General features: G+C 62.0%; 20 protein-coding genes. 5 read left to right on the forward strand and 15 right to left on the reverse strand.

Annotation, left to right across the window (positions count from 1 at the left end; translation table 11 throughout):
- Positions 1 to 119: 119 nt before the first annotated feature.
- Positions 120 to 1,913, reverse strand: a complete 1,794-nt coding sequence (locus CWO89_RS19635; protein ID WP_130580394.1) for an alkaline phosphatase family protein — start codon at positions 1,911 to 1,913, stop codon at positions 120 to 122.
- A 372-nt stretch (positions 1,914 to 2,285) separates the two neighbouring features.
- Here CWO89_RS19635 and CWO89_RS19640 point away from each other — a divergent pair, with 372 nt between their 5' ends.
- Positions 2,286 to 3,635, forward strand: coding sequence for a cytochrome c peroxidase (locus CWO89_RS19640; protein WP_245476397.1), 1,350 nt, complete (start codon positions 2,286 to 2,288; stop codon positions 3,633 to 3,635).
- A 4-nt stretch (positions 3,636 to 3,639) separates the two neighbouring features.
- Here the strand turns inward: CWO89_RS19640 and CWO89_RS19645 are convergent, their stop codons facing one another.
- The 4 genes from CWO89_RS19645 to CWO89_RS19660 form a co-directional block, all read right to left on the reverse strand.
- Positions 3,640 to 4,311, reverse strand: a complete 672-nt coding sequence (locus tag CWO89_RS19645) for a hypothetical protein (protein WP_130580396.1) — start codon at positions 4,309 to 4,311, stop codon at positions 3,640 to 3,642.
- 117 nt (positions 4,312 to 4,428) lie between these two features.
- A complete protein-coding gene (locus tag CWO89_RS19650; RefSeq protein WP_130580397.1) occupies positions 4,429 to 6,537 on the reverse strand; it encodes an alkaline phosphatase family protein in 2,109 nt (702 codons plus the stop codon).
- 362 nt (positions 6,538 to 6,899) lie between these two features.
- Positions 6,900 to 8,276, reverse strand: coding sequence for a cytochrome c peroxidase (locus tag CWO89_RS19655; protein WP_130580398.1), 1,377 nt, complete (start codon positions 8,274 to 8,276; stop codon positions 6,900 to 6,902).
- Entirely contained in the window at positions 8,273 to 9,064 is a 792-nt protein-coding gene (locus tag CWO89_RS19660; RefSeq protein ID WP_245476398.1) for an EfeM/EfeO family lipoprotein, read from the reverse strand. Before CWO89_RS19660 ends, CWO89_RS19655 begins: the two co-directional genes overlap by 4 nt.
- 228 nt (positions 9,065 to 9,292) lie before the next feature.
- On the opposite strand from CWO89_RS19660, the gene CWO89_RS19665 reads away from it, so the two are divergent.
- Complete coding sequence (locus CWO89_RS19665) at positions 9,293 to 9,784, forward strand: prepilin peptidase (RefSeq protein ID WP_130580399.1); 492 nt, start codon at positions 9,293 to 9,295, stop codon at positions 9,782 to 9,784.
- Between the two features lie 124 nt (positions 9,785 to 9,908).
- Here CWO89_RS19665 and CWO89_RS19670 read toward each other — a convergent pair whose 3' ends face one another.
- The 10 genes from CWO89_RS19670 to CWO89_RS19715 are packed head-to-tail and all read right to left on the reverse strand — an operon-like array spanning position 9,909 to position 18,069.
- Positions 9,909 to 10,493, reverse strand: a complete 585-nt coding sequence (locus tag CWO89_RS19670) for a hypothetical protein (protein ID WP_245476399.1) — start codon at positions 10,491 to 10,493, stop codon at positions 9,909 to 9,911.
- A 47-nt stretch (positions 10,494 to 10,540) separates the two neighbouring features.
- Complete coding sequence (gspM, locus tag CWO89_RS19675; RefSeq protein WP_130580401.1) at positions 10,541 to 11,110, reverse strand: type II secretion system protein GspM; 570 nt, start codon at positions 11,108 to 11,110, stop codon at positions 10,541 to 10,543.
- Complete coding sequence (locus CWO89_RS19680; RefSeq protein ID WP_130580402.1) at positions 11,107 to 12,180, reverse strand: PilN domain-containing protein; 1,074 nt, start codon at positions 12,178 to 12,180, stop codon at positions 11,107 to 11,109. The genes gspM and CWO89_RS19680 overlap by 4 nt, the downstream gene beginning before the upstream one ends.
- Positions 12,180 to 13,094: a type II secretion system minor pseudopilin gene (locus CWO89_RS19685; RefSeq protein WP_130580403.1), complete on the reverse strand. Its 915-nt coding sequence runs from the start codon at positions 13,092 to 13,094 to the stop codon at positions 12,180 to 12,182. Before CWO89_RS19685 ends, CWO89_RS19680 begins: the two co-directional genes overlap by 1 nt.
- Positions 13,072 to 13,803, reverse strand: coding sequence for a PulJ/GspJ family protein (locus tag CWO89_RS19690; RefSeq protein ID WP_130580404.1), 732 nt, complete (start codon positions 13,801 to 13,803; stop codon positions 13,072 to 13,074). The genes CWO89_RS19685 and CWO89_RS19690 overlap by 23 nt, the downstream gene beginning before the upstream one ends.
- On the reverse strand, positions 13,800 to 14,204 hold the full coding sequence (locus CWO89_RS19695; protein ID WP_245476400.1) for a prepilin-type N-terminal cleavage/methylation domain-containing protein: 405 nt from the start codon (positions 14,202 to 14,204) through the stop codon (positions 13,800 to 13,802). Before CWO89_RS19695 ends, CWO89_RS19690 begins: the two co-directional genes overlap by 4 nt.
- Positions 14,185 to 14,649, reverse strand: a complete 465-nt coding sequence (locus CWO89_RS19700; protein ID WP_130580406.1) for a type II secretion system protein — start codon at positions 14,647 to 14,649, stop codon at positions 14,185 to 14,187. The genes CWO89_RS19695 and CWO89_RS19700 overlap by 20 nt, the downstream gene beginning before the upstream one ends.
- Positions 14,642 to 15,157 (reverse strand): type II secretion system major pseudopilin GspG, encoded by a 516-nt coding sequence (gene gspG / locus CWO89_RS19705; protein WP_245476401.1) that lies wholly within the window; start codon positions 15,155 to 15,157, stop codon positions 14,642 to 14,644. Before gspG ends, CWO89_RS19700 begins: the two co-directional genes overlap by 8 nt.
- 16 nt (positions 15,158 to 15,173) lie before the next feature.
- Positions 15,174 to 16,385, reverse strand: a complete 1,212-nt coding sequence (locus CWO89_RS19710; protein ID WP_130580407.1) for a type II secretion system F family protein — start codon at positions 16,383 to 16,385, stop codon at positions 15,174 to 15,176.
- Positions 16,386 to 16,389: 4 nt separating this feature from the next.
- Positions 16,390 to 18,069: a GspE/PulE family protein gene (locus CWO89_RS19715; RefSeq protein ID WP_130580408.1), complete on the reverse strand. Its 1,680-nt coding sequence runs from the start codon at positions 18,067 to 18,069 to the stop codon at positions 16,390 to 16,392.
- A gap of 294 nt (positions 18,070 to 18,363) precedes the next feature.
- Here CWO89_RS19715 and gspD point away from each other — a divergent pair, with 294 nt between their 5' ends.
- The 3 genes from gspD (at position 18,364) to CWO89_RS19730 (ending at position 22,375) form a co-directional block, all read left to right on the forward strand.
- Complete coding sequence (gspD, locus tag CWO89_RS19720; protein WP_165421245.1) at positions 18,364 to 20,724, forward strand: type II secretion system secretin GspD; 2,361 nt, start codon at positions 18,364 to 18,366, stop codon at positions 20,722 to 20,724.
- Between the two features lie 13 nt (positions 20,725 to 20,737).
- On the forward strand, positions 20,738 to 21,268 hold the full coding sequence (locus tag CWO89_RS19725; protein WP_130580409.1) for a tetratricopeptide repeat protein: 531 nt from the start codon (positions 20,738 to 20,740) through the stop codon (positions 21,266 to 21,268).
- Between the two features lie 168 nt (positions 21,269 to 21,436).
- Positions 21,437 to 22,375 (forward strand): hypothetical protein, encoded by a 939-nt coding sequence (locus tag CWO89_RS19730; protein WP_245476402.1) that lies wholly within the window; start codon positions 21,437 to 21,439, stop codon positions 22,373 to 22,375.
- The last annotated feature ends 196 nt before the right edge of the window (positions 22,376 to 22,571 follow it).

The raw sequence follows: 22,571 nt of genomic DNA on the forward strand, positions 1-22,571 counted from the left end.
GCAGCGAAACCCATCCTACGGGGTCGCGAGGCGTGAGAGAATCCATCGCGCCGACAGAGCTTGAATCAACTGGCCCGCACCTGATGGAGATGCGGGCCAGCTCGTCTTCCAGACTGTCTTCAGTGCCGATCGGAATCGCCGGCCTTGAGCGCCACTGAGAGGCTGCGCACCGGCCGGGTCACGACCGGATCGAGATCAAAGCGCTTCTCGAGCAGTTTGAGGATCGAGGTCGTATCGTAATCCTCGTGGGCGACGCCCGACTTCTCGAAGCGCTTGGAGATCAGGAGCGCCGGGATACGGGTGCCGGGTCCCCACTGGTCCGCAGCCTTCGCGTCGTCGCCGCGACGATTGTGGGGCGGCGGCGGGACGTGATCCCACTGACCACCGAACTCGTCATAGGTGATGACGATGAGGGTGTCCTTGCCATCCGGTCCCTCGGTGATCGCCTTGACCAGATCAACCAGATGCTGGCTGCCCTCGGCCTCGCTGGCGTAACCAGGATGCTCGTTCTCTTCGCCGATCGGCTTGATGAAGCTGACATCCTTCAGCCTGCCGTTCTTTGCCGCCTGGATGAACTCCGCCTCATCCTTCAGATGATCCTTGCGGGCCTTCGTGCCGGGCGCGTAGTTGGCGAAGTAGTTGAACGCCTGGTGGTGGAACTGGAAGTCCACGTCGGCGCAGTTGGGGAAGACCGCCGTGGGCAGATGGTTCGGATCGGTGCAGGTGGTGCCGTTTCCGTTGGTCCAGCCCGAAGCGCCGACGTCACCATTGGCGTTCGACCAGCCGCCCGAATACCAGGCCCAGTCGACGCGCTTGGCCGACAGCCGATCGCCGATGTTGGGCGTGTTGAGCGGCGGCAGGCGCCGGGCATCCGCCGTGCCGGGCGAATAAGGCTGATAGAACGGCTGGGTGGTGTTGACGGTATAGTCGCCGCAGGCGAGCCCGGTCGGCAGACCGGCTTGGCTGCACTTGGCGGTCAGTTGCGCATCCTTCACCGTGGAGAGCGGGGTGTAAAGCGGCGTGCTGGTCGGCATGCCGTTGGCGTCGACGATGGAGTGCAGGTCGGTGGCGCTGCCGTCGTTGGATGCGCCGACGAATTGCGGAGCGGCGGCCGCGACCAGGAACTGGTGATTGAGGAACGAACCGCCGAAGGCGCCCTGGAAGAAGCTGTCGGCAATCACGTAATTCGGCGCGCCGCGATCGTGCAGATAGCGGTAGATCGGCAGCTTCTTGGTGTCGTAATAGCCCATCACAAGACCCGAAGCATCGCTGCCGGTCATGTAGCGGTTCTGCCGGCCGCCATTGATCTGATACTGTTCGCTGTAGAAGCGATGCACGATGTCTTCCGTGCAGCCGCCGGGCAAGCCGGTGCCGTTGAGGAAGCCGTGAGCCGCGAACGCGCCGATCGGCTTCGGGCAGGTGGTTGCCGAAGTCGGAATGAAGTCGTTGATTTCGAACGGCTTGTTCTTGAAGGCGCTGAGGATGGCGACCGAGCTTCCGTTGTCGGTGCAGCTCGTCGGCAACGGCGAGGGCGAGGTCAGGTTGACGTCATTCTGCAACAGGCAGGTGTAGACCGTCTTGCTGTCCTGGCGGACCTGCAGCGTGTGCGGCTGATCGGCGTCGGAAACGCCGTTGATGTTGTCACGGCCGACGTCGCCCCAGTGGCCGTAGAGATTATCGAAGCTGTGATTTTCCTGATAGATAATTACGACATGCTTGTAGGCCTTCAGCAGATCGTCCCGATCATGGTGACCATGATCATGGTCATGATCATGATGTCTGAAGTCGTCGCCGTTGTTGTGCTTGAACTGGTCGACGATCTTGTCGACGAGATTCTCTGCCTTGGCCACCGGCGCGACAGCGATCGCACCAACAGCCAATGTGAGCGCGGGAATGGCTCCCCAAAGCCGCATGGTTTTCTCCCCTGAGAGCAAAGATGGAATGAAACGCAAGTGAGGCTAACTGCCGCACATTTCGATCCGATGACTGTTTTCCGACAATGTGAGAGTCGCGCACACGCTGAGACCTCAGCGCCATTCTTAGACGGATATCGAGGTGTGCTCTGCCATCTGAGTGTCATCAAACCGACGACAAGTTTTGTCTATCCAATCCTGCTGCGGTCTCGCGAGCAGGGACACTGTCATCTGTGCGACATCTGCTGTTCACAGACCGCCCAACTAAATTGCTGCAGGGGCTTTGTCGTGATGACCAAGGACATTCTTGCGTGCCGCTCGCACCGAAATCGTGCGACTGCCACGCATCGCATCACTTCGTGCGCTTTGATTGTGCTGATCGCGCTAGTTGCGGTGCTCGTCCCCTTGCAGATAGAGGCGTTTCCGCTGGGCGGTGATCAGACGGTCTTGCCGAGCGGGACGGAGTTTTCCGAGGAAGCGCTGGCGAAGCCGCGCGAACTGTTCCACTCGGAGGCCATGGGCGGGCACAAGTCCTATTTGGTCAACCTTGGCGATCTCGCATTCAACTCGCCTTCCATCCTGGGCGGCAAGGCGCGACAGGCGGAAATGAGCTGCGGCACCTGTCACGTCAACGGGACATCGAATCCGAAGCTGTTCGTTCCCGGTGCCTCCTCGCGCCCCGGCACCTTCGACACCACCAGCCTGATGTTCAATCCAAAGGCATTCAACAGCATTCTCGATCCGGTCCGGATCCCCAGCCTGCGCGGCGCGCGCTTCCTGGCGCCTTACGGGCATGACGGCCGCATAACCTCGCTGCGTGACTTCATATATAATGTGATCGTCAATGAGTTTCAGGGGCCGCGACCGAGCGATGCCGTCCTGGACGGCCTTGTCGCCTACATCAACGACATCGATTTTCTACCCAATCCCAGGCTCGCGCCCGGCGGCATGCTTACCGCACAGGCGAGTGCTGCCGAGCGCCACGGCGAGCAACTGTTCTTCAAGCCGTTTCCGCACCAACCCCAACTCAACTGCGCCACCTGCCATGTTCCAACGGGTGTCTTCACCGACCAGGCCCGCCACGACGTGGGCTCAGGCGGTCTGGTGAAGACACCGACCTTGCTCAACGCCAACTTCAACGCGCCCTACTTCCACGACGGCCGGTACGATACCTATGAAGAAGTGGTCGGACATTTCGACCGCATATTCGATCTCGGTCTCTCATCGCAGGACACGCAGAACCTCGTCGCCTATCTGACCGCGATCGGCGACGGCGACCGCCCCTTCGACAAGGACGGCGTGGCGATCCGGATGAAGGAAGTGCGTGAACTGGCGAGCGTCCTCGAGTTGGCCATTCCCGCCGCGGATACAACCGTGGTCTCGCTGGCGGTCACTGGCGTAGGCGCCGAGCTGCGTGAATTGACCGAGCATATTCCGGACATCAGGTATGCTTCGGTCGGGGGTCAGGAAGAACGGCTCGCGGCACGCACCGCCGTCAAGGACCTGGTGCTCAATCTGCGCCGGATTGATCTTGCGGTCGCTGCCGGCCATCTCGACGAGGCCATGGCCGAATACGAGACTTTCTCGATGCTCGCGACCTTTGACGTCCCGGTCGCGTTGAAAAAGGCCGAACCCTGGTCGCTGTTCAATGCCAATATTCACCAGTCGCACTATGCGGCGCTTGGACGGATGCTGCAATCGACAGCCAAGCAATCGCAGTAGCCGCTCACTCCGCGCCAGGCGGAGCGACCCATACGTCGCTCTGCCGGATGCGATCGATCAACGCCCGCGGATCGAATTTGCGCGCGCCGGGGGGAATTTCGAACGATTGTGCCGGCTGCGGCTCGTCGCGGATGTTCTCGACGGCGATCATCGTCCCGTCCACGGTCTCGATCTGCACCGGAAACTTGCGCTCCCGGTCGACCCATCCGACAAAGCCGCCGCCGGAAGCCGCGACGATCCGATAGATGTCCGCCTTGCGATCTCCTACTGTTCCTTCCCCGTCGCGCCCGCAATGCCATCTATCGGGATCCACCGGCGCCGCCAGCGATGCCATCGCCCGCCATTGCCGGCAGGGCTCGTCGGGATCGACCGGGACAAACATCTGCGTAAGCGGACTTGATTGCATCGCGTCCATGAACACCTTCGCACGCGGCCGCACGAAAGTGGCCGCAGGCTTTGCCCCATCGACCAGAAAGAAGCCATCGGCGAAATCGGTCGTCTCTATCCTCACTTTGCTTTCAGACACGCGCAGGCTTCCCACCCGCACGACCTTCTCACCCTGCCTGGTGACAAGGTCGGCGGAAAACTGCTGCGCCGATGCTGAAACGCCGGCGAGCGCCGAACCGACCAAGGCAAGCAGGCATGCTTGCAGCCTCTTGTTCCCCAACGTAGTCATCCGGTCTCGATCCATCGGAAAACCTCGGCGCGGCGCAAAAAAATGCGGTGGTGCCGACCGAACTATCGGTTCGATCGGCACCATCTTCAGATCTGTCGTTCTTGGAACGCTGTTCAGTTATTCGGTATAGGACAGCGTGACCGGTTTGCTGAAGTCGAACGCATCGAACATGTCAGCAAGCGCGGGGCTGTTGGTCGGCACATATTCGTTGTTCCGCGAATATGTCGGGTTCGGCAGATTGTCCCGGCTGCGGTTCGTCAGCGGCTGCAGGCTCCAGTTACGTTCGATGAACTTCAGCAGCGAAACGTGGTCGCCGTAGTTGTGGTAGATCTTGCCGCCGGTCGAATAGGGCGACAGGATGAGGATCGGCATACGCGCTCCATCGCCGAAGAAATCGATCGACTGGATATAGCCCGAGTCCCAGTAGCCGCCGGCTTCGTCCCAGGTGATGAACACCGCGGTCTCCGCCTTGAGCTCCGGATTGTTGTCCAGCGCGTTCAGGACATTCAGCGCATAGGCCTCGAACAGATCGACCTTCGAACTTTGCGGGTGGCCGTCGAGCAGACCATCCGGCTTGCCGAACGACACCGAAGGCAGGGTGTTGTTCTGGATCGCCGTGATCAGATCGGCAGTGTCCTTGATGTGAGCCTGACGCACGGTCGGGTTGGCCATGATCGAGGTCGCATACTGGAACGGATTGCAGATCTGGCAGTAGGCCGCACCGAGCGCGTGGGCCGGATCGGCGAGCGCAGCCGCGGTGAGATCCGGATTGGTCGGGTTGGCGGCAACCGCGGCGTTCGAAAGCGCCACGGCGTCGTTATACGCACCACCATAGAAGGCCCAGGAGATCTTCTTCTCCATCAGGGCATCGCCGATGGTCCGCACCGACGACGGCGGCATGCTGCTTCCGCCCGCCAGCGCACCGTTCGGCAGATAGCCCGGATCGGTGTTGTTGAGCATATAGTAGTGGTTGGGCTTGCAGTTCGGCTCGGCCGCATACGGCAGATTGTTCAGATAGGTCACGATCGGCTTGACGCCGGGCTGGAACACGTCCGAGCAATCGCTGAAGTTGCCGTCCACCGTGTAGCGATTCACCGTTCCGGACGCCGGATTCGGGTTTGCGATCTGGTTTGCAGGCGGCGTGGTCGGGTTGCCCTTGCCGTCGCTCCAGAAGCCCGCGTCACCGGTGCCGAGCATGAAGTGGTTGGCGCCGGTGCCGCCATGGAACGACTGGTGGAAGTTGTCGCCCAGGGTGAAGCGATCAGCCAGCATCTTCAGGATCGGGGCCTGCCCCTGCTGGGCATTGTAGAAGCCCATCGAGTTGGCCATGCTCTTGTTGGACGTCGAGTAGGTCGCCATCACGAACGGAAACAGGTCGCTGAGGCAGCCGGAGTTGTTGGCCTTCGTGGCGCTGGCCGCACTGCAGTCTTCCTGCTGCCAGTCCTGATAGAACCGATGCGTGGTGTCGCCGGTGTAGTCGTCGTCGCTGATCTGCTCACCCTGCAGCGCGAACGGTCCGGTCAAGTGACCAGCGCCGGGAACGCGGGTATCAAGCGCGCCAGTCGGCAGGCCGCTGAAACCGGTCGTGAGGATATCGAGATCGCTCGAATCCATGTCCTTCTCGACGCTGGCTTCGGCGATCGTCTTGAACGGAGGTGACGTATCGCTCTGCCCGGTCGGCGTGCCCGCCGTGTTCGGCTGCGGCATCGCATTGGTCGCACTGTAGGGCGACTTCGCGATCGTCGGCGCACCAATATAGAAAGAGGACTGCGCGGCGACCGAGTATTGCTGGGCTTGCGCGAAATTCGGACCGGGCGATCCATCCTCGTTGACGATGCCCTTCGACAGCAGGTTGGAGATCGTCTGTCCCCTGCCCTTCGGCTTGTACACCCCGAACGTGTGGTCGAGCCCGCGGTTTTCGCCGATCAGGATGATGACGTGCTTGATCGGCGACGCGGTCTTCACTTTGTCTGCCGGATCATTGTCTTTGTCACCGTGGTCGCCATGGTGGCCATTGTTATCGTGACCGTTGTCACCGTGGTGACCGTTCCCGTCGTGATCGTCGCCCTGATCGTCATGGGCGAAACGATTGTGATGCGAGCGCTTGTCCCAATCACTTCGTCCGCCGGGATAATGCGCTGCATAGGCGGCCGTTGCGACAGCGACTGTTGAGATGACGCAAAGTGCCGTGGTGGTTCGCCAGTTCTTCTTATGATTGAAAGTCATTATCGACTCCAAAGGTTGTGGTTGGCGACACATCGTCTAATGCGGCAACATGACGCACACTTATCGTTGCTGTGAAAGCGCGCGAGAAATTTTGACTCGTTCAAAAACTTCTCTGCGCTGCATCTGCGGCGACGATGCATGCATCGCGACCGATGCCATTCGCATCGCACGACAGCGCACAAGAATTGTTGGAAGTGATGCGCGCGATGCGATCGCGCGAGGATTTCTGCGGAGGCGAATTCGTGCCTCGCAGCAGTGGCCTAAAGCGAGATGACTTTTCTTCGAATCGTCATCTCGCTTTAGCTCTTTGTTTGAGCATGATCTTTTTCGGAAAACCGGTGCCCACTTTTCCGGATCATGCTCTACTGAGACAGATGTTTCGACTGCATCACCTGGCGCAGCGCCGCGTAGTGCTGATCATGTACATCTTGGTTGAACAGCGACCATCGTTCGGCACCCGCGAGCAGCGCGGGGACAGCCGCGGCCATGAGATAGCGATAGTTCCTGAACTCAGTCGCGGCGTCAGCACTGCGGCCTTCGCTTACGGCGATATCGATTCGCCGCAGCATAAGGACGAGTTCCTTGAGACTGTTGCGCGCCATGACGCGCTGCTGCGCGCCGCCCGACACGCTGGTGTTCTTTCGATCAGGATATCGCTCAGTGAGCTCGCGCAACTCCGGGCCTATGGTGTCGACGGCAAGCGCGACAATCGCCTTATCGCCCGAGGGAATCGCGGTCGCGAGCACCATGTTGAAGTCATTGATTTCCTTCAGCGTCGCGCCAGCGCCGTCGCGCTCATAGGGCTGCACGCCATCTCCAACCGCTGTGAGATAGGCCACGAGATCGCGCTTGTCTTGCGACGACAGGCCAAGATCGAATGCCCGGTCGAAATGATCGACGACCTGATCAAAGCTGTCGAAGCGGCCGTCGTGAAAATAGGGTGCGTTGAAATCCGCGTTGCGCAGGGTCGGCGTCTTGAACAGACCGCCGGAACCAACGTCGTGCTGTTGGTGGTCGACAAAGGCAGCCGACGGAACATGACAGCCAGCGCAGCTCAAGCCGGGATCATGCGGAAATGGTTTGGAGAACAAGGCTTCGCCGCGACGTTCGGACTCGCTGACATTGCCGACCAGCCGGCCGCCGGGACCGAGGCTCGGATTGGGCAGGAAGTCGACGTCCTGAACATAGGCGACGATGGCATCGATGATCGTCGGCGACGGCTCGGGCCCGGCGAACTCATTCACGATGACATTGCGGATGAAGTCGCGCAGCGAAGCCGATCGCCCGTCGCTGCCGTAGGGGGCGAGATAGCGCGCACCGCGCAGGCTCGGAATCCTCACGGGATCGAGCACGAGATTGTTCGCCTTCGGATTGAACAATGGGCCGGTGACATCGAAGTTTCCGGGCCGCGTCGACATCTTCGGCATGAAGAATTTGGCGTTGCCGACGCCGTTGACGTGGCAGGTGCCGCAGCTCACACCGGCTTGCCGTGCCACCTCGCCCAGGATTGCCGGCGAATTGAACGCGAGGTCGCCGAGATTCACCATGTACGATTTCGCACCGGTGCGTTCGGATTGAAACACCTCGCGCGGCTTGTCGAGCGCATCCTCGTTCAGCTCGGTTTTTGTCGGCAGAACAGTCTGATTGCCGTCGACGGGAAAAGCCAGCGCGCGTCCAAGCGACGCGACGACAAGCAGACCGGACGCAAGCGCCGTCAGCCGCAGCCAAGGCGAATTCATCGCACCTGGGCCTCCAGCGTCGGCCGTTGCAGTCCAAGCTTTGCCGAAGCAGTCTGCAGCGCCACCACCAGTTCCTCGCTGGCGCGTCGCAACCGCGGGATATCGACATGCGGCAAGTCGGGCGCCGCGACAATCGCTTCAAGCAGCTCGATTCGATTCGTCACCATTTCATCGAGCTTGCCGTCCGCCGTGTTGAGGGCCGCGGAGAAAATCGTGTGATAGGCGAAATCGATGCCGGCGATGTTGTTACGCATGTCATCGAGCGAGGTGCCGCTAATGCGAGACTCGCCACCATCGGCCTTGCTTTCCCCGACTTCGTAAGCGAGCCGCGCCGTCCCATCCAGCAGGCCCTGGGGCGTGAGCTGCATGTCCTTAAGCTTGACGTGCAGATCGTTCAGATGTTCGACCAACGCGGCAGCATCTTTGTCGACGTCGGTCTGGCCTGCGCCGAACAGTTTCGCTTCGATGGCATGGAACCCACTGTCGGCGTTCGGCCAGGCGTCGATCTTCGCGTCAAGCTCAGGCACAAAGCCGGTCGTAAAGACTTCGGAGCGCTCCCAGCCGGCGCGAGCCGAAATCCAGGCTTTCTTCGCGCCCGCGAGATCCCCTACTGCAGCCCTTTCACGCAGTGCTCGCGCACCCGCCAACGCGCTATCAATGCCTTCGATCATGTAAGGCCGATAGCGCTCGGCGCCTTCATCAAGGACGCTAGCGTCTGCGGAACGCAGACCGCTCAACATCACCAGCAAAGCAAGGCATGTCGCCACTCGCATTTTATTCACCGTCATTCACGCATCAGCTATCGCTCGCAGCGACGGGAAATATTGTCAGCTTCCTATGCGGTTTTGTGACAGGCTGATTGCACGTTGCGGTTTTCTGCTGTGAAGAGTTTTTCCGACGATCACATTCTCGAAAGACCGCTCCTGCTTGTGCCGGTTGCTTGAAAATTGAGCTGCTGAGCACGAACGAAATTCTGTGGTAAGCACTCACACACTTCGTTATTCATCGTAGCGCTCATGCCAATCGCCAGTGAAGCTGTGCAGTTCCTCGGATTCTACGTTGCCCTTGGCGCGATGTGCTGCGCGCTGGCACTGATCGACCTTCGTCACGGCATCATTCCGGATGGGTTGAATCTTGCGATTGCCGTCCTTGGCGTTGCCCAAGCCATTGTCTTCGGGAACCCGACAGACGGCTTCGAGGCGCTCGGCGAAGCTGCCGCGATTGCTGTCGTCTTCCTGTTGTTGCGGCGCCTCTATTTTCTGTTGCGACAAGCCGAGGGGCTCGGGCTTGGCGATGTCAAATTTCTCGCAGCCGCGGCGACCTGGGTCGGCATGACAGGCATTCCAACGTTGCTGTTGATTGCCACCTTGAGTGCGCTTGCGGCGGCCGGCAGCCTGCAACTCGCCGGGCGCCAGATGAAGCGCCAGACATCGATGCCATTCGGCCCGTTCCTGGCGCTCGGCCTGCTGCTGACGCCGGCCTTCCAGCGATGGCTCAGCATGAACTAGTGAGAGCGTTTTGGAGCGAAGCATGCCCTCGGACTTGATCCGAGGGTGGATACCGGTTCGCCTGAAGAAACGCGTCGAAACAAGAATCCAGAGCTTCGGTTCTGACTCAATCAAAATCGAAACTCTAGCGCCGCGTCACCAAAGGCGTTCTGATCGTGCTCACCGGGACGAGATGGACCTCACCACCCCCCTCGCCACCTGGCGGCGGCAGTGTAAGCACGGCGCCCTGTTCGTCCTTTTCCATCGTGACCTCCCGGCCGCGAATCGCACTCAGCTTCCAGCCCTGAAAATCTTCGCCGACTTTCAGCCGCAACGCAGCATTGGTTGATTGATCCAGGAAAATGCCGAAGCCTTCGTCGTCCCCGGCAATGGTGCCAACGAGCGACAATTGCGGAGGTTCGGCCTCTTTCTTCCGCGGCGGCGGAGGTTGTCTGGTGACGACAGGCTCGGCGACGGCCACGGGCGGCGGTCGCCGTGAGGGCGAGAACACCGGACGCTCGCGTGTGTTGGACAGTTGCGTCAGCGGAATGCCCCACAACGGATTGGCACTGAGTGGCCGGACCGGCGCCGCCGGTGGTGGAACCGTGCGCACCGTCGTGACCGGTTCGGAAGGTGGCGGCGATGTCAGGACGGGTCCGCCCAGCCGCGTGTCATCCAATAGCCCAGCATCAAGTGCATCGCCGGATGCATCAGGCGCGGCCGCCGCCATGGATTGGACCGACAACGCGAAGCTCATGACGATGACTGCCAAACGCATTACTTGGCCCCCCGCCACTGTCCGGAGACGCCCAGCAGCACGCGCAGCTTGCCCGGGCCTTCGCCCGAGTTCGTTTTCGCCCCATCGAGGATGGTCTGCACGACGAGCTGGTCAATAAACAAGAACGGCATGCCGGCCTCAAGGTCGTAAAGCACCTGTTGCAGTTGCTGTTGCTCGATTTCGAAACTCGCGACCATGCTGATGAAGCCGGCCTTCGCAGGCGTGTTGGGAACATCGAGCTGGGTCGACAATACGTTGCCGCCGAATTTCGTCACCGAACCCGCCACGCGCTGCAACAGCGTCGCGCCGGCAACCGTGACCGTGGCGCCTTCGAGATAGGCCGAGCCCGCCGGCATCGTCTCACCGGGCCCCCCGCCTGCTCTGGGCGTGCGCCCCTCCAACTGCGCCAGCATCGCCGACGACGCGGCGAGTTCGTTACGCTGACCGATAAGATCGGATAGCGACGATACGGCCACGAACAGCAGCAGGATCAGTAGTCCGACATAGGTTGCGGCTGCCACGAACGGCGAGGTGCTGATTGCCTTCAATGACCTGGCCGACGCGTTCATGAGCCGGATCCAAAATACGCTGATATATTGGCCTCGACGTGAAAGCGCTCGCCGGACTCGTTCGCCGCGCGGGTCGTCGGTGCGAAAAATGTGGCGCGGGTGAATTGCGGCGACTGTTCCATCAGGCGAATGAGCGACGGTGCGTCCTGGGTCATGCCGACGACCTGCACCTTGTCGCCTTCGATGCGCAGCTCCGTCACATAGGTCGTGTCGGGCAGCACGCGCGAGAGCGCTTCCAGCACCATCACGCTCGATGGCGTGGTCTGCTTGCGCTTTGCCAACAAACCAATTCCGGATGCCATGCCATTGGCGTCAACCCGCAATGCCGCGCGGCGCTGCGAAATCTGCCGCTGGATATCCTCCTGTTCAGATTGCAGCGAACCGCCGAGATAGATGCTGAGGAACAGCGACGCAGCGGCTGCAATGCCGGTCGAGATCAGGACGACGCGCAACAGGCGCGGCACATTCGGCCCCGCCATGCTGCGAAGCCGCTTGTCGAGCAGCTTCACCCGGATCGGCGCGCCGCTGCCGCCTGCGGCCGGCGCATGGATAGAGACGGAAGCAGCGCCCAGCCTGTCGGCCAACTGCACCAACGGATCGACTTTCGACGCCGAGGTCGCACTGAAGGCAACTTCGATCCGATCGTCAGCAACTGGAACCGGCGAACTCCAGCCGAAGATGGCCTCGCTTGCGGCCCATGGCGTCAGGCGGTCGACCTGGGAGCGAATCATGCCATCGAGAAAGTCGGCCGCCCGCCCTGGGAAGTCGAGCAGACGAGTCGTGACATAGTCGGGCGGCAATTGTACCTCGACACGGCTGCCCTTAAAGGCTGCGCTCCACTGCGCCGGCAATGGCGGCTCTGGCGTGCCGTGCTGAATACGGAAGGCGAGAATTGTCGGAGCGTGGCTGTCTTTCGATGCAGCCATGCTCGCGGTGAATGTGCCGTCTGCATTCTCGTCAAGCTGGATGCGGCGCTGACGCACCAGCCTGTCCGCGACGCCGTCGACCGCACCGGCAACCGCCGCGATCCATTGCTCGAACCACTCCCTGCTCTGCGCGATCATCGCCATCACGTGCTCCCGCGGCGGGAAACGACGTTTCGCGGTGCAATGTCTTCCTGCCAGGACAGCACGCGATAGGGCTCGGCCTTGTCGCCCATGGCGATCACGACCTCCGAGGTGGTGCGGCGACCATTGCGAAAACGGATCGTGGTCTCGACGCGATAACAAGGACTCGTTGCGGTCGAAGCGTCTTTCTTCGCCGCATCGGGCGGCTGTGAGGCCGGTCGGGCCGCGTTCGGCGGGGCTGAACTGCCCCCGAGCGGATCTTGCTTGTTCGCTGATTTTTCGGGCATGGCCTCGATGACCTCCGGCGCCGCGATCGTCGGATCGACATCGGGAGATCCGTTGAACACCGTCACGAATGGCAGCGCACGCTCCGCCAGCGCGGCCGGCAGGCCTACGACCAGCGCCAATTCATTGACATGGACAAACGGAGCCTGCCGCGGCGAGTAGCCGGCCGAATTGTAACGCGCTTCCTCCTCGTTGGCGCTGCCGGGAACGGGCCGGGTTCGCCAGCCGACGACCCGATCCGCATATTCGAGGGCCGCATCCTTGCCGGCGCCGAGCGCGGTAAACAGGCCGGCCAACATCTCCTTCGGAGCGAGATTCAGATCGATGCGGGCGGCCTCCGAAGTGAAGGCGACCTGGACGTTCGCATCATCCATCCGGAAGTGAAAGGCTCCGTTCGGCGGCTTGGTGCGTTCGTCCGCCAACGCCAGTTGGTAGGCGGTCAGCTCGAGACTGGCGGATACCAGCGCCTCGGTCTGCAGCGCGGTCTCGTTGACGGCGATCGCCCGCGTGGACGCCGATAAATAGGCGGCAAAGATCATTGCGAGCGACGACAGCGCCGCCAGAATCCAAAGCACGGCGACGATGACGAAGCCGCGTTCGCCTGAGCGGTTACGTGCGCCGATCGCTGTCATCACGTCCTCCCGGCTCGGCAGCGCCTTGCGCGTTGCCCTTGTTGTCGTCGCATTTGCCGTCCGGCTTCGTGCAATCGCTCGGCAATTGGACATGAACCGGCGCGATCGTCGAGACCGACAGCACGCGCTGGCTCGCGGCATCACGCACCGTCAGCTTGATCATCGCCGGCAGCCGGTCCGCGTTTCGCCACGTGCTTTTCCAGACGTGATCGGGACCGGCATAGGCGAATGACAGACGAAAGGGCGCGCGCAGCAGCACCACCGGGTCGCCGAGATGCGTTTGTTCCGACAGCGACAGCCCAACGGGCAACGGCGTGAAGCGCGCCCGCGAGCGGACCGTGACGAACTCGCCGCGATCTTTGGTTTCGCCGAGACGCACCACATCGAGCCCTGGCCCGGCGTTCGGGCCTACCGCCGTTCGCACGAACATGACAGACAATTCCGATCCGTCGAACAGCGGCCGGCGCGAGTCGCGGTTGGCGGGAACGAATTCGGCAGCGGCTAGGTCCGCGGCAATCCGCTCGAGCGCAATGCCTGTCAGTTCGCTGCGCTGGATCCGGCCAAATCCCTTGTTCCAGTTCGGCAGCCACTGCGCGGTGATGGTCGCGAGCGCCGACAGCAGCAGCCCCATCAGCGCCAGCGCGACGATGGTCTCTATCAACGTAAATCCGCGCTCATGTGCGCGCCGCGTTGCCGATGCCGGGCTCATTCTGATGGCCTCGGCATCAAGCGCACGGTCCGAACATCGGACAGCGCGCCAGTGGGCGACCTGACGCGAATCCTCACCAGTTCGGCCGTCCATGGCACATTGGCGCCTGGGACATTCCAATCGTCGCCAAGCGGACTGACGTCGATGGTCCAGCGATAGCCCTCGGCCTGACCCGTCGAGGTGCCCTGCTGCAATTCCGAGCGAGGCGGAACGCCCACCGTCATCAAGGTGCGCGCCGCCTGCATCAGCGCCACGTGCTGCTCCAGCGCCCGCACGCCGCGCATGTTGCCGGCCATGACGGTGCCGATCGCGATAATGGACACGGCCACCACCGCCAGCGCCACCAGCACTTCGATGATCGTGAAGCCCGCGTCGGGGCGATCAGTTGGTGGCGGTGTCACGGGAAACAACCTCGACCCTTCCGGTAAGCCAATTGACGCGAATCTCATAGCCGGCGTCGAACCGCGTCAGCGCGATGGATCCGCCACATGAACTGCCGTTGGCGAAGAAGCGAATGGTCGACAGCGCAGCCTGCCGTTGGCAGGTTTGCGGCAACAGCGCATCGAAGCGTACGTCCTCGGGAATGCGGACCGTCGATCGCGACGAACCGGAATGGATCACGCGGCTCGGCGCGTCGACCAGCGTCGCAATGCTGGTATTGCGATTGATGGCGGCGTTGCGGTCGGCTTTCAGGAGCGTCGCGGTCTGCAACGCATAGGCCTGCAAACGCGACCGCGACGTCTGGCGTGGGATGAACGGCAGCAGCACGGCAGCCAGCAATGCGATGATGGCGAGCACACACACCATCTCCAGCAAGGTGAAACCGCGCTGCGTGACGTCATTCATCTCGGGAGGCTGTCGTCTTTTCGAGGGAAATGTCGGCGGAATTGCCGCTGCCACCCTCCTGGCCATCGGCGCCATAGGAGACGATGTCATAGGGACCATGCTCGCCGGGTGACCGATAGACGTAAGCGTGATTCCAGGGGTCCTTCGGGACATTGCCGCCCTTCAGATACGGCCCATTCCAGGCGGCAAGCCCCGGCGTCCGCTGCACGAGCGCGGCAAGACCTTCAGCAGACGAAGGAAACCGGCCGGCGTCGAGATAGAACAGGTCGAGCGCGCTCGAGAAACTCTGCAGTTGGATGCGCGCGGCCTTGACCTTGGACTCGCTGAGATAATTGAGCACACGCGGACCTATCAAGCCCATGATCAGACCGATGATGGCAATCACGACCAACATCTCGACCAGCGTGAAACCCTCTTGACCGCGATAGGCGTGCTCGCGTCTCTCGCGGGCGGCGCCTTGATCCAAGCGAGTGACGAGCAATTCAGAAATACTCTTGAGCGCAATCATGATGTAACCCTTGCTCTTAACCGACAAGTTGCGTGACCGACAGCAGCGCCGTCATGACCGACACGATCAATCCGCCGACGACCGTGCTGATCGTGATGATCGCAAGCGGTCCGACGATGCCGACGATACGGTCAAGGCTGCGCTGCAATTTTGCTTCGTAGAATTCGGCAACCCGTCCCGCCAGGACCGGCAATTGCCCCGTCTCTTCACCAAGCCGAAGCATGCGGACCGCCATCGGCGGCAGGCTGTTGGCAACGGCAAGCGCCTCCGACAACTTCCCGCCATGCCGGACGCGATCGGCAGCGGCCGTCCAGCTCGCTTCGCTTCCTGTCACCGCCATGATGTCGACCAGGATACGCAAGGTGGCCGTGAGATTGACGCCGCTGCCGAGCAGGACACCAAGATTGCGGCAGAACAGGCTGGCGCGATAGAACTGAAAGATATTGCCGATAAGGGGGAGCTGCGACAACCCGTTCACCATTGCCGCGCGCACGCTTGCCTGGCGAAACAGCCACCAGACGACCCCGATGACCACAGCCGCGATCAACATGGCTGCCGTCGCATTGGCGCGCAGGAAATCGGACAACTGGATGAAGGAGGCGAGCGCCGTGTCGGACTTCGCGCCGAAATCGCCGAGCACGGTCGAGAATTGCGGCAGCACGAACAGAAGAAAGAACAGCATCACGCCCGACGCCGCAACCAGTACGAAGGCGGGATATTGCATGGCGTCAGTGAGCTTCCGCCGCATCTGTTCGGAACGCGCGCGCTCCGCGCCCAGCATTTCCAGCACGGAATCGAGCGTGCCGGAGACTTCGCCGACGCGCACCAACGCACCATACATCGGTGGAAACAAGTTCGGATGATCGGCTACCGCATCGGCGAAACTCTCGCCGGCAAGCAGAGCCGCCCGGATCTTCGCCACCACGGGGCGCATCCGTCCCACATCGGCATCGCCGGACAGCAGTTCGAGGGCATCGTCGAGGCGCGCGCCGGCCTTGAGCAGCAGCGCAAGGTCGCGTGTGAACGTGGTGATCTCGGCAGCACTCGGCCGGCCGAACAGGCCGTGACCTCCCGAACTGTGGGACGCCCGCTTGTCTTCGATGGTTTCGATCGGCAGCAGCCGCAGATATTCGATCCGGCGCGCGACCTCGGCGGCCGTCGGTGCGCTGATCGTGCCGTTCACGATCTCGCCGTTCTGGGTCAGGGCGCGGTAGCGGAAATTCGGCACGTGGTCACCGCATGGTCGTGACGCGGAGAATTTCGGCAGGCGACGTCAGCCCGGCGCGGCACTTGGCGATGCCGTCGTCGAGCATTGTCGTCATCCCCGCGCGGATCGCCATCGCATCGATCTTCAGTCCGTCGGTCTTCTCCCCGATTAGTTCGCGCAATTCGTTGGAGACTTCGAGCAGCTCGAAAACACCAAGCCGGCCGCGATAGCCGGTGCCGCCGCAACGTTCGCACCCGCAAGGCTCCTGGATCGTTTCACCGGCGCGGAACTCGAATGCGACAAGCCGCGGATCCTCGGCAAAATCGGCGGGCCCAAGCGTCCGTCCTGATTTGCAGCGTTCACATAGCTGCCGGACAAGACGCTGTCCGATCACGCCGCGCAGCACCGAGCGGAGCAGATAGCCCTCGACGCCGAGGTCGAGCAGGCGCGGCACCGCCGCGGCCGCCGTCTCGGTATGCAGCGTCGTCAGCACCAGATGGCCGGTGAGAGCGGCATGGATCGCGACATGTGCGGTCTCGGAATCTCTGATTTCGCCGACCATGATCACGTCCGGGTCCTGGCGCACGAACGAGCGCAGTGCGGTAGCAAAGGTCAGGCCGATCGCGGGCTTGATCTGGGATTGATTGACGCCGGGAATTTCGTATTCCACCGGATCTTCAATCGTCAGGATCTTGCGCGTCGGCTCATTGAGGATCGAGAGGATCGTGGCAAGTGTCGTCGTCTTGCCGCTACCGGTCGGACCGGTGATGACGATCATGCCGTGCGGCAATGCGAGAAGCCGCCGCAGCTTGCTTTCGTCTGGCGCGGAGAATCCCAATTTTTCCACGACCAGCAATCCGCGATCCTTCGGCAGGATGCGAATGACGGCCGATTCGCCGTGCTGCGTCGGCATGATCGCGACGCGGATGTCGATGTCGGTACGCCCTGCCCGCAACCGCGCCGCACCATCCTGAGGCAGCCTACGCTCGGCGATGTTGAGATTGGCGATGATCTTGATGCGGGAGATGACGGCTTGCGGCAGCACGCCGGATAGCGCCGCCACCGGCCGAAGCAGGCCGTCGATGCGCAGGCGGACCACGAGGCTGGAAGCGAACGGCTCGATGTGGATATCACTGGCGCGAAATTCAACGGCCTTTTCAAGCAGATCATTGACCGCGCGAACCACCGGCGCGCCGCTCGCAAGATCGCGCAGGCTCTCGATGTCGTCATCGCGCGGTAGCGTTGCCGCCGGTCCGGCCGCGTCCGTGTCATCGACGTTCAGCCGTTGATCGAGGACGACGGCAACGTCCTCCGAGGTTGCGATCTTGATCGCGACGGCAGTGCCTAGCACGATCTGCGCCGCGCGTTGCGTCGCCTGATCGGTCGGATCGACGACCGCGAGCATCATTGTTCCATCGGAGGTGGTGCACGGATAAACCATGGTCTCGCGCAGGAAGCGCTGCGAGAACGACGCCACCAGCGGCGGGGCCGACATCATTTCCTGCAGGGTCATGCGTCCGAGCTCGAAAAAGCGGGCAGCCTCGTCGGCAAACTCGGCGGGCGAGAGATTGGTGATCTCCCAAATCTTGTGGTGACGGCGATCGGAGCCGCTCTGTCCCGCCGGATCTGTCTCACCATCAACCGGCGTCAAATGCTTGTTCTGACGGAGGTAGTCGACGAACTGCGAGGACCGATCGCTGGCCATTTCGTCTTATCCGTCACATTGGTTTGGAGCAGCGCAGACGTCAGGCGTGTTGTTATCGATCCGAAGTATGACAGGCATACGAATGCGGCGTTTGCTCATCGCTAAAGAAAATTTTGAGACTGCCCTCCCCGATTTGAATTGCTGCCTCATTCTCATGCTTCGGCGTCCATCGCAGAATGGTAGCCAGGGCAACAATCACGCAACCAATTTATTTCTGTCATGTTCGCTCGCTAATAATTCGAGGGGACAGGGGCGGATTGTCGAACATCCTCCAGTCGGAACTGGCAAGAAGTTATGGTGCGCGTAGGCAAGCTGGGCCGCTACCAACGGATTCGCGGCGGCATTGCCGCCGCTTTTGCATTGCTGTCGCTGGGGCTGTTGGCGTCCTGCAATTCCGCAACGGTTGGCGGAGGCGTGGATGCGGCTCAAGTCGACATCTCCGACAAGGTACGCTCGCTTGATCTGTTGCCGCGGCAATCGCAACCCGTGAACGCCTTGGGCGCCGCTGGCGCTCAGAATGGCAGTGTTCGCGCGGCGATGTATGAGGGAGCCGAAGTCACGGCGGTGTCGGACGAGCGGCTGCAGCCGACAGCGAACGGCAACGGCTTCGATCTGAACTTCGAGAACACGCCGGTTGCGACCGTCGCCAAGGTCGTGCTCGGCGACATACTGCATGTCGGCTACACCATCGACCCGCGGGTGCAGGGCACGGTGAGCCTGGTGTCGGTCCGTCCAGTGCCGAAGTCGGACATCGTGTTCGTGCTGGAAAATGCCTTGAGATTGAGCGGCGTCGTGCTGCTTCGCGATACGACCGGCTACCGGCTTACGCCACTCGGCGACGCGGTCGGCGGCGGCCGGGTCGATACGGCAAGCGGCAATCCCGAACCCGGGTTCGGCGTCTCGGTCGTGCCCTTACAATATGTGTCGGCGCAAACCCTGCTCAAGCTGATGGACAGCTTCGCCACCAAAGCCGGCGCCGTGCGCGCGGATACGACACGAAATCTCATCCTGATTCAAGGAACCGGCGCCGAGCGCCGCACCGCGGTCGATACGGTGCTGAGCTTCGACGTTGACTGGATGCGCGGCCAATCCGTCGGCATATTCCCGATCTCGAGCGGCTCGCCAGCGCCGATCATCGCCGAGATGGAGAAGATCGTCGATTCCGGCGAGAACGGCCTCAGTCAGAACATCATCAAGTTCCTGCCGATTGCCCGCCTCAACGCGGTGCTGGTGGTGACCAAGAAGCCGGACATGCTTCGCACGGCGGCGACCTGGATCAAGCGGCTTGATCGAAACGATACCGCGCGGACCACTGTCCACGTTTATCGCGTCAAGTTCGGCGATGCCCGCCAGATCGCGCGGGTGTTGACGGATATGTTCCTCGGCGGATCGTCGTCGAGCGTGGCCGAGAGCGCCGACAGCCAGATCGCGCCGGGTTCCGGAATCGCGGCAACTTCAAGCGCCGGGGATCGCCTCTCGCTCAACGGCAACTTGGGATCAAACACAAATGGCGGCTTTGCCTCGCGCGGCAATCTGAGCATGAATGGCACGCCCGGCCTCGGTGGCAACGGGGGCCTCGGCGCGCAGCCTGCCAGTCCCAATCAAAACGGCGGTGGCGCTCCGCTCGACAGCGGCCGCGGTTCCGGAAACGGCCAGCCCATGATGCAGGACGTGCGGATCACGCCTGACACCGTCAACAACACGCTGCTGATCTACGCCGACCAGGCGAACTACCGGATCATCGAATCCACGCTGGTACAGATCGACCAACCGCAGTTGCAGGTCGCGATCGATGCGACGATTGCCGAGGTCACGCTGAACAATACGTTGTCTTATGGCGTGCAAGCCTACCTGACGAGCCGGAATGTCGGGTTGAAGCCGAACACGGGCTCCGTTCTCAACATCCAGGCCACCGCGGCGCCGACGACAATTACCGACCCGACGACCGGCGCGGCCACCGTCGCCGGATCGGTCACCAACGCTTTCATCAATCGGGCCTTCCCCGGCTTCAACTTCCTGATCGGGTCGGAAACCCAGCCCAGCCTGATCCTCGATGCGCTGCATGCGGTCACCAGCGTCAAAGTGCTCTCCAATCCGTCGCTGGTGGTGATCAACAACCAGGTGGCGACGCTGCAGGTCGGTGATGTCGTCCCCGTGTCGACCGGGAGTGCGACGGTGCTGACGACGAACAACACCGTCGTCAACACGATCGACTATCGCAACACCGGCATCATCCTGCGGGTTTCGCCGCGCATCAGCGTCAATGGCAATGTTCGGCTCGACGTCGAGCAGGAGATCAGCAACGTGCCCGCAGCCAGTGCGAACAGCCTGACGCCGACGGTGTCGGAGCGGCGGGTCAAGAGCCAGATCTCGGTGGCAAACGGTCAGACCGTGCTGCTGGCGGGCCTGATCAGCGAACAGCAGAACGGCACACGCAGCGCCATCCCGGTGCTTGACCAGATTCCGGGCCTTGGCGATGCCTTCGGACACCAGAGCAACAGCACCCAGCGCACCGAGTTGATCATCTTCATCCGCCCGCAGATCATCCGCGACGGCTCCGACGCTCACGTCGTGGCGGAAGAACTCCGATCGAAACTGCGCGGCAGCATTGCCACGACCCCGACCAACGCCGCAATCACGACCAGCTTCCATTAAGCAGGACCACAGAATGCTGAGCATCCGCGCCGCGCGCCGATTTCTCCTCGCGCTGCTGGCCATTGCTCTTTCAACTGCCGCCGCGCCGGTCGGCGCCAGCAGTCTGTCGCGCGGGACCGCTGCGTTCCATCGCGGCGACTACATTCGCGCGTTCCGAGAGCTTGCACCGCTGGCCGAACGCGAGAATGCAACCGCGCTCGGCCTGCTCGGCTTCATGTATGAGCACGGCTTCGGCGCGCCGCAAGCCTATGACGCCGCCGCCGATCTCTATGCCCGCGCTGCCATCCAGGGTAATCCATTCGCGCAAGCCATGCTTGGCCTCTTGTACGACAAGGGCCACGGCGTTCCGCAGGATTTCGTCCTCGCCTATAAGTGGCTCAACCTCGCGGCGGCCCGAACCAGCGGGCGCGAGCGGGATGCCTATGCACGGTTCCGCAACGCAGTCGCTTCAAAAATGTCGACCGATGAGATCGTGATCGGCCAGCGGCTGGCGCTGAACTGGGCGCCGGCGTTTCCTGCGCCCGCCCTGCGACTGTCACACTAAGGTTGGCTGAACGCATCCGCTGCGCCGTCCGTCTCGTGAAGAGACGGGGCCGCGCTGCCGACCGTGTCACAGAAGCGTCAACCCTCCGTCAGCCCGTCGCAATGGGTTGCGATTTGTGACAGGATTGCTACCGTTGCATGTCAGTTCGACTACGCGGGAGCAGGGCCCATGAGTATGGAGTGGCGGGCGCGGCCAAATCCAGTGGTTCGCTGGTGGGGTCTGTTGGCCCTTATCAGCGGCGCCAACATCGCGCTTTGGTTCTTGCTGTACGGCGAGTTTCACAAAGTTCCCTCGGGCGGCCTAGTCAGCAGCTCCAGCACCCAGTCCATGTTCCTGCTTTCCGCGGCCTATGTCTTTGGCTGCGCATTCAGGTCGCTCCTGCCGCGCGCGGACGTTCAGCGGATCTGCCTGGTCGACACCTGGCTATCGAGCGTCTTCGTTGGCCGATCGGTGGCGACCGTGGCCGAGATCTGCTTTGCGGTGCAGTGGGCGATCATCCTCAACCAATTGGGCGGGATGACCGGCGCTGACACCACGTTGAACGCCGCGCAGTTGATCGTGCCCCTGATCCTCATTGCCGAGTGCTTCTCATGGTACGCCGTGGTGTCCACCAACTATCTGGGCAATGCCATCGAGAACTCGATATGGGCGATCGCCTTCTTCGTTGTGGGGGTTGGCCTTTGCCGGCTGCTGCCTGAATTCAACGGCCCGGTTCGCATCGCCCTCATCGTCACGATCGTCGGAATTGCGGGCTATCTCGCCTTCCTCATCACGATCGACGTCCCGATGTATTTGAGCCGATGGCAGGCCGGCCTCGCCGATGGCAGCAAGCTTCTCGGTTTTCTCGAGGGGCTTCATGACGTGAGCACGCGCTGGGTCGTGACGCACGACTTCGAGCACTGGAAGGACGAGATCGCCTGGATGTCGCTTTATTTCAGCGCGGCCGTCTGGGCCAGCCTCGCGCTTTGCGTGGTCTATTCGCTCGACGGTCGTCTGCCGCAATATCGCACCGAGGCGGCGGCTACGAACTGCCCGGCAGCGGTTTGCAGCTTGCCGCAAGGTGCCCGCGATGACCGATATTTTCGTGTGGCCTACGCGCCGACTTGAGGACGGCGACGGCGAGCGACTGTCGTCCCTGCGAAGGCAGGGACCCATAACCACAGGGAGTTGTTGTGGCGCGAGCAAGCGGTTGCAGCGGAGCACATTACGAAATCCTGTGGTTATGGGTCCCGGGTCAAGCCCGGGACGACGTGGGGAGAGGTTCGGATTCAAATTTCAAACAGCGTGAGGATGTGAGTCCGCC

The organism is Bradyrhizobium sp. Leo170 (genome assembly GCF_004296405.1).
Taxonomy (GTDB): Bacteria; Pseudomonadota; Alphaproteobacteria; order Rhizobiales; family Xanthobacteraceae; genus Bradyrhizobium.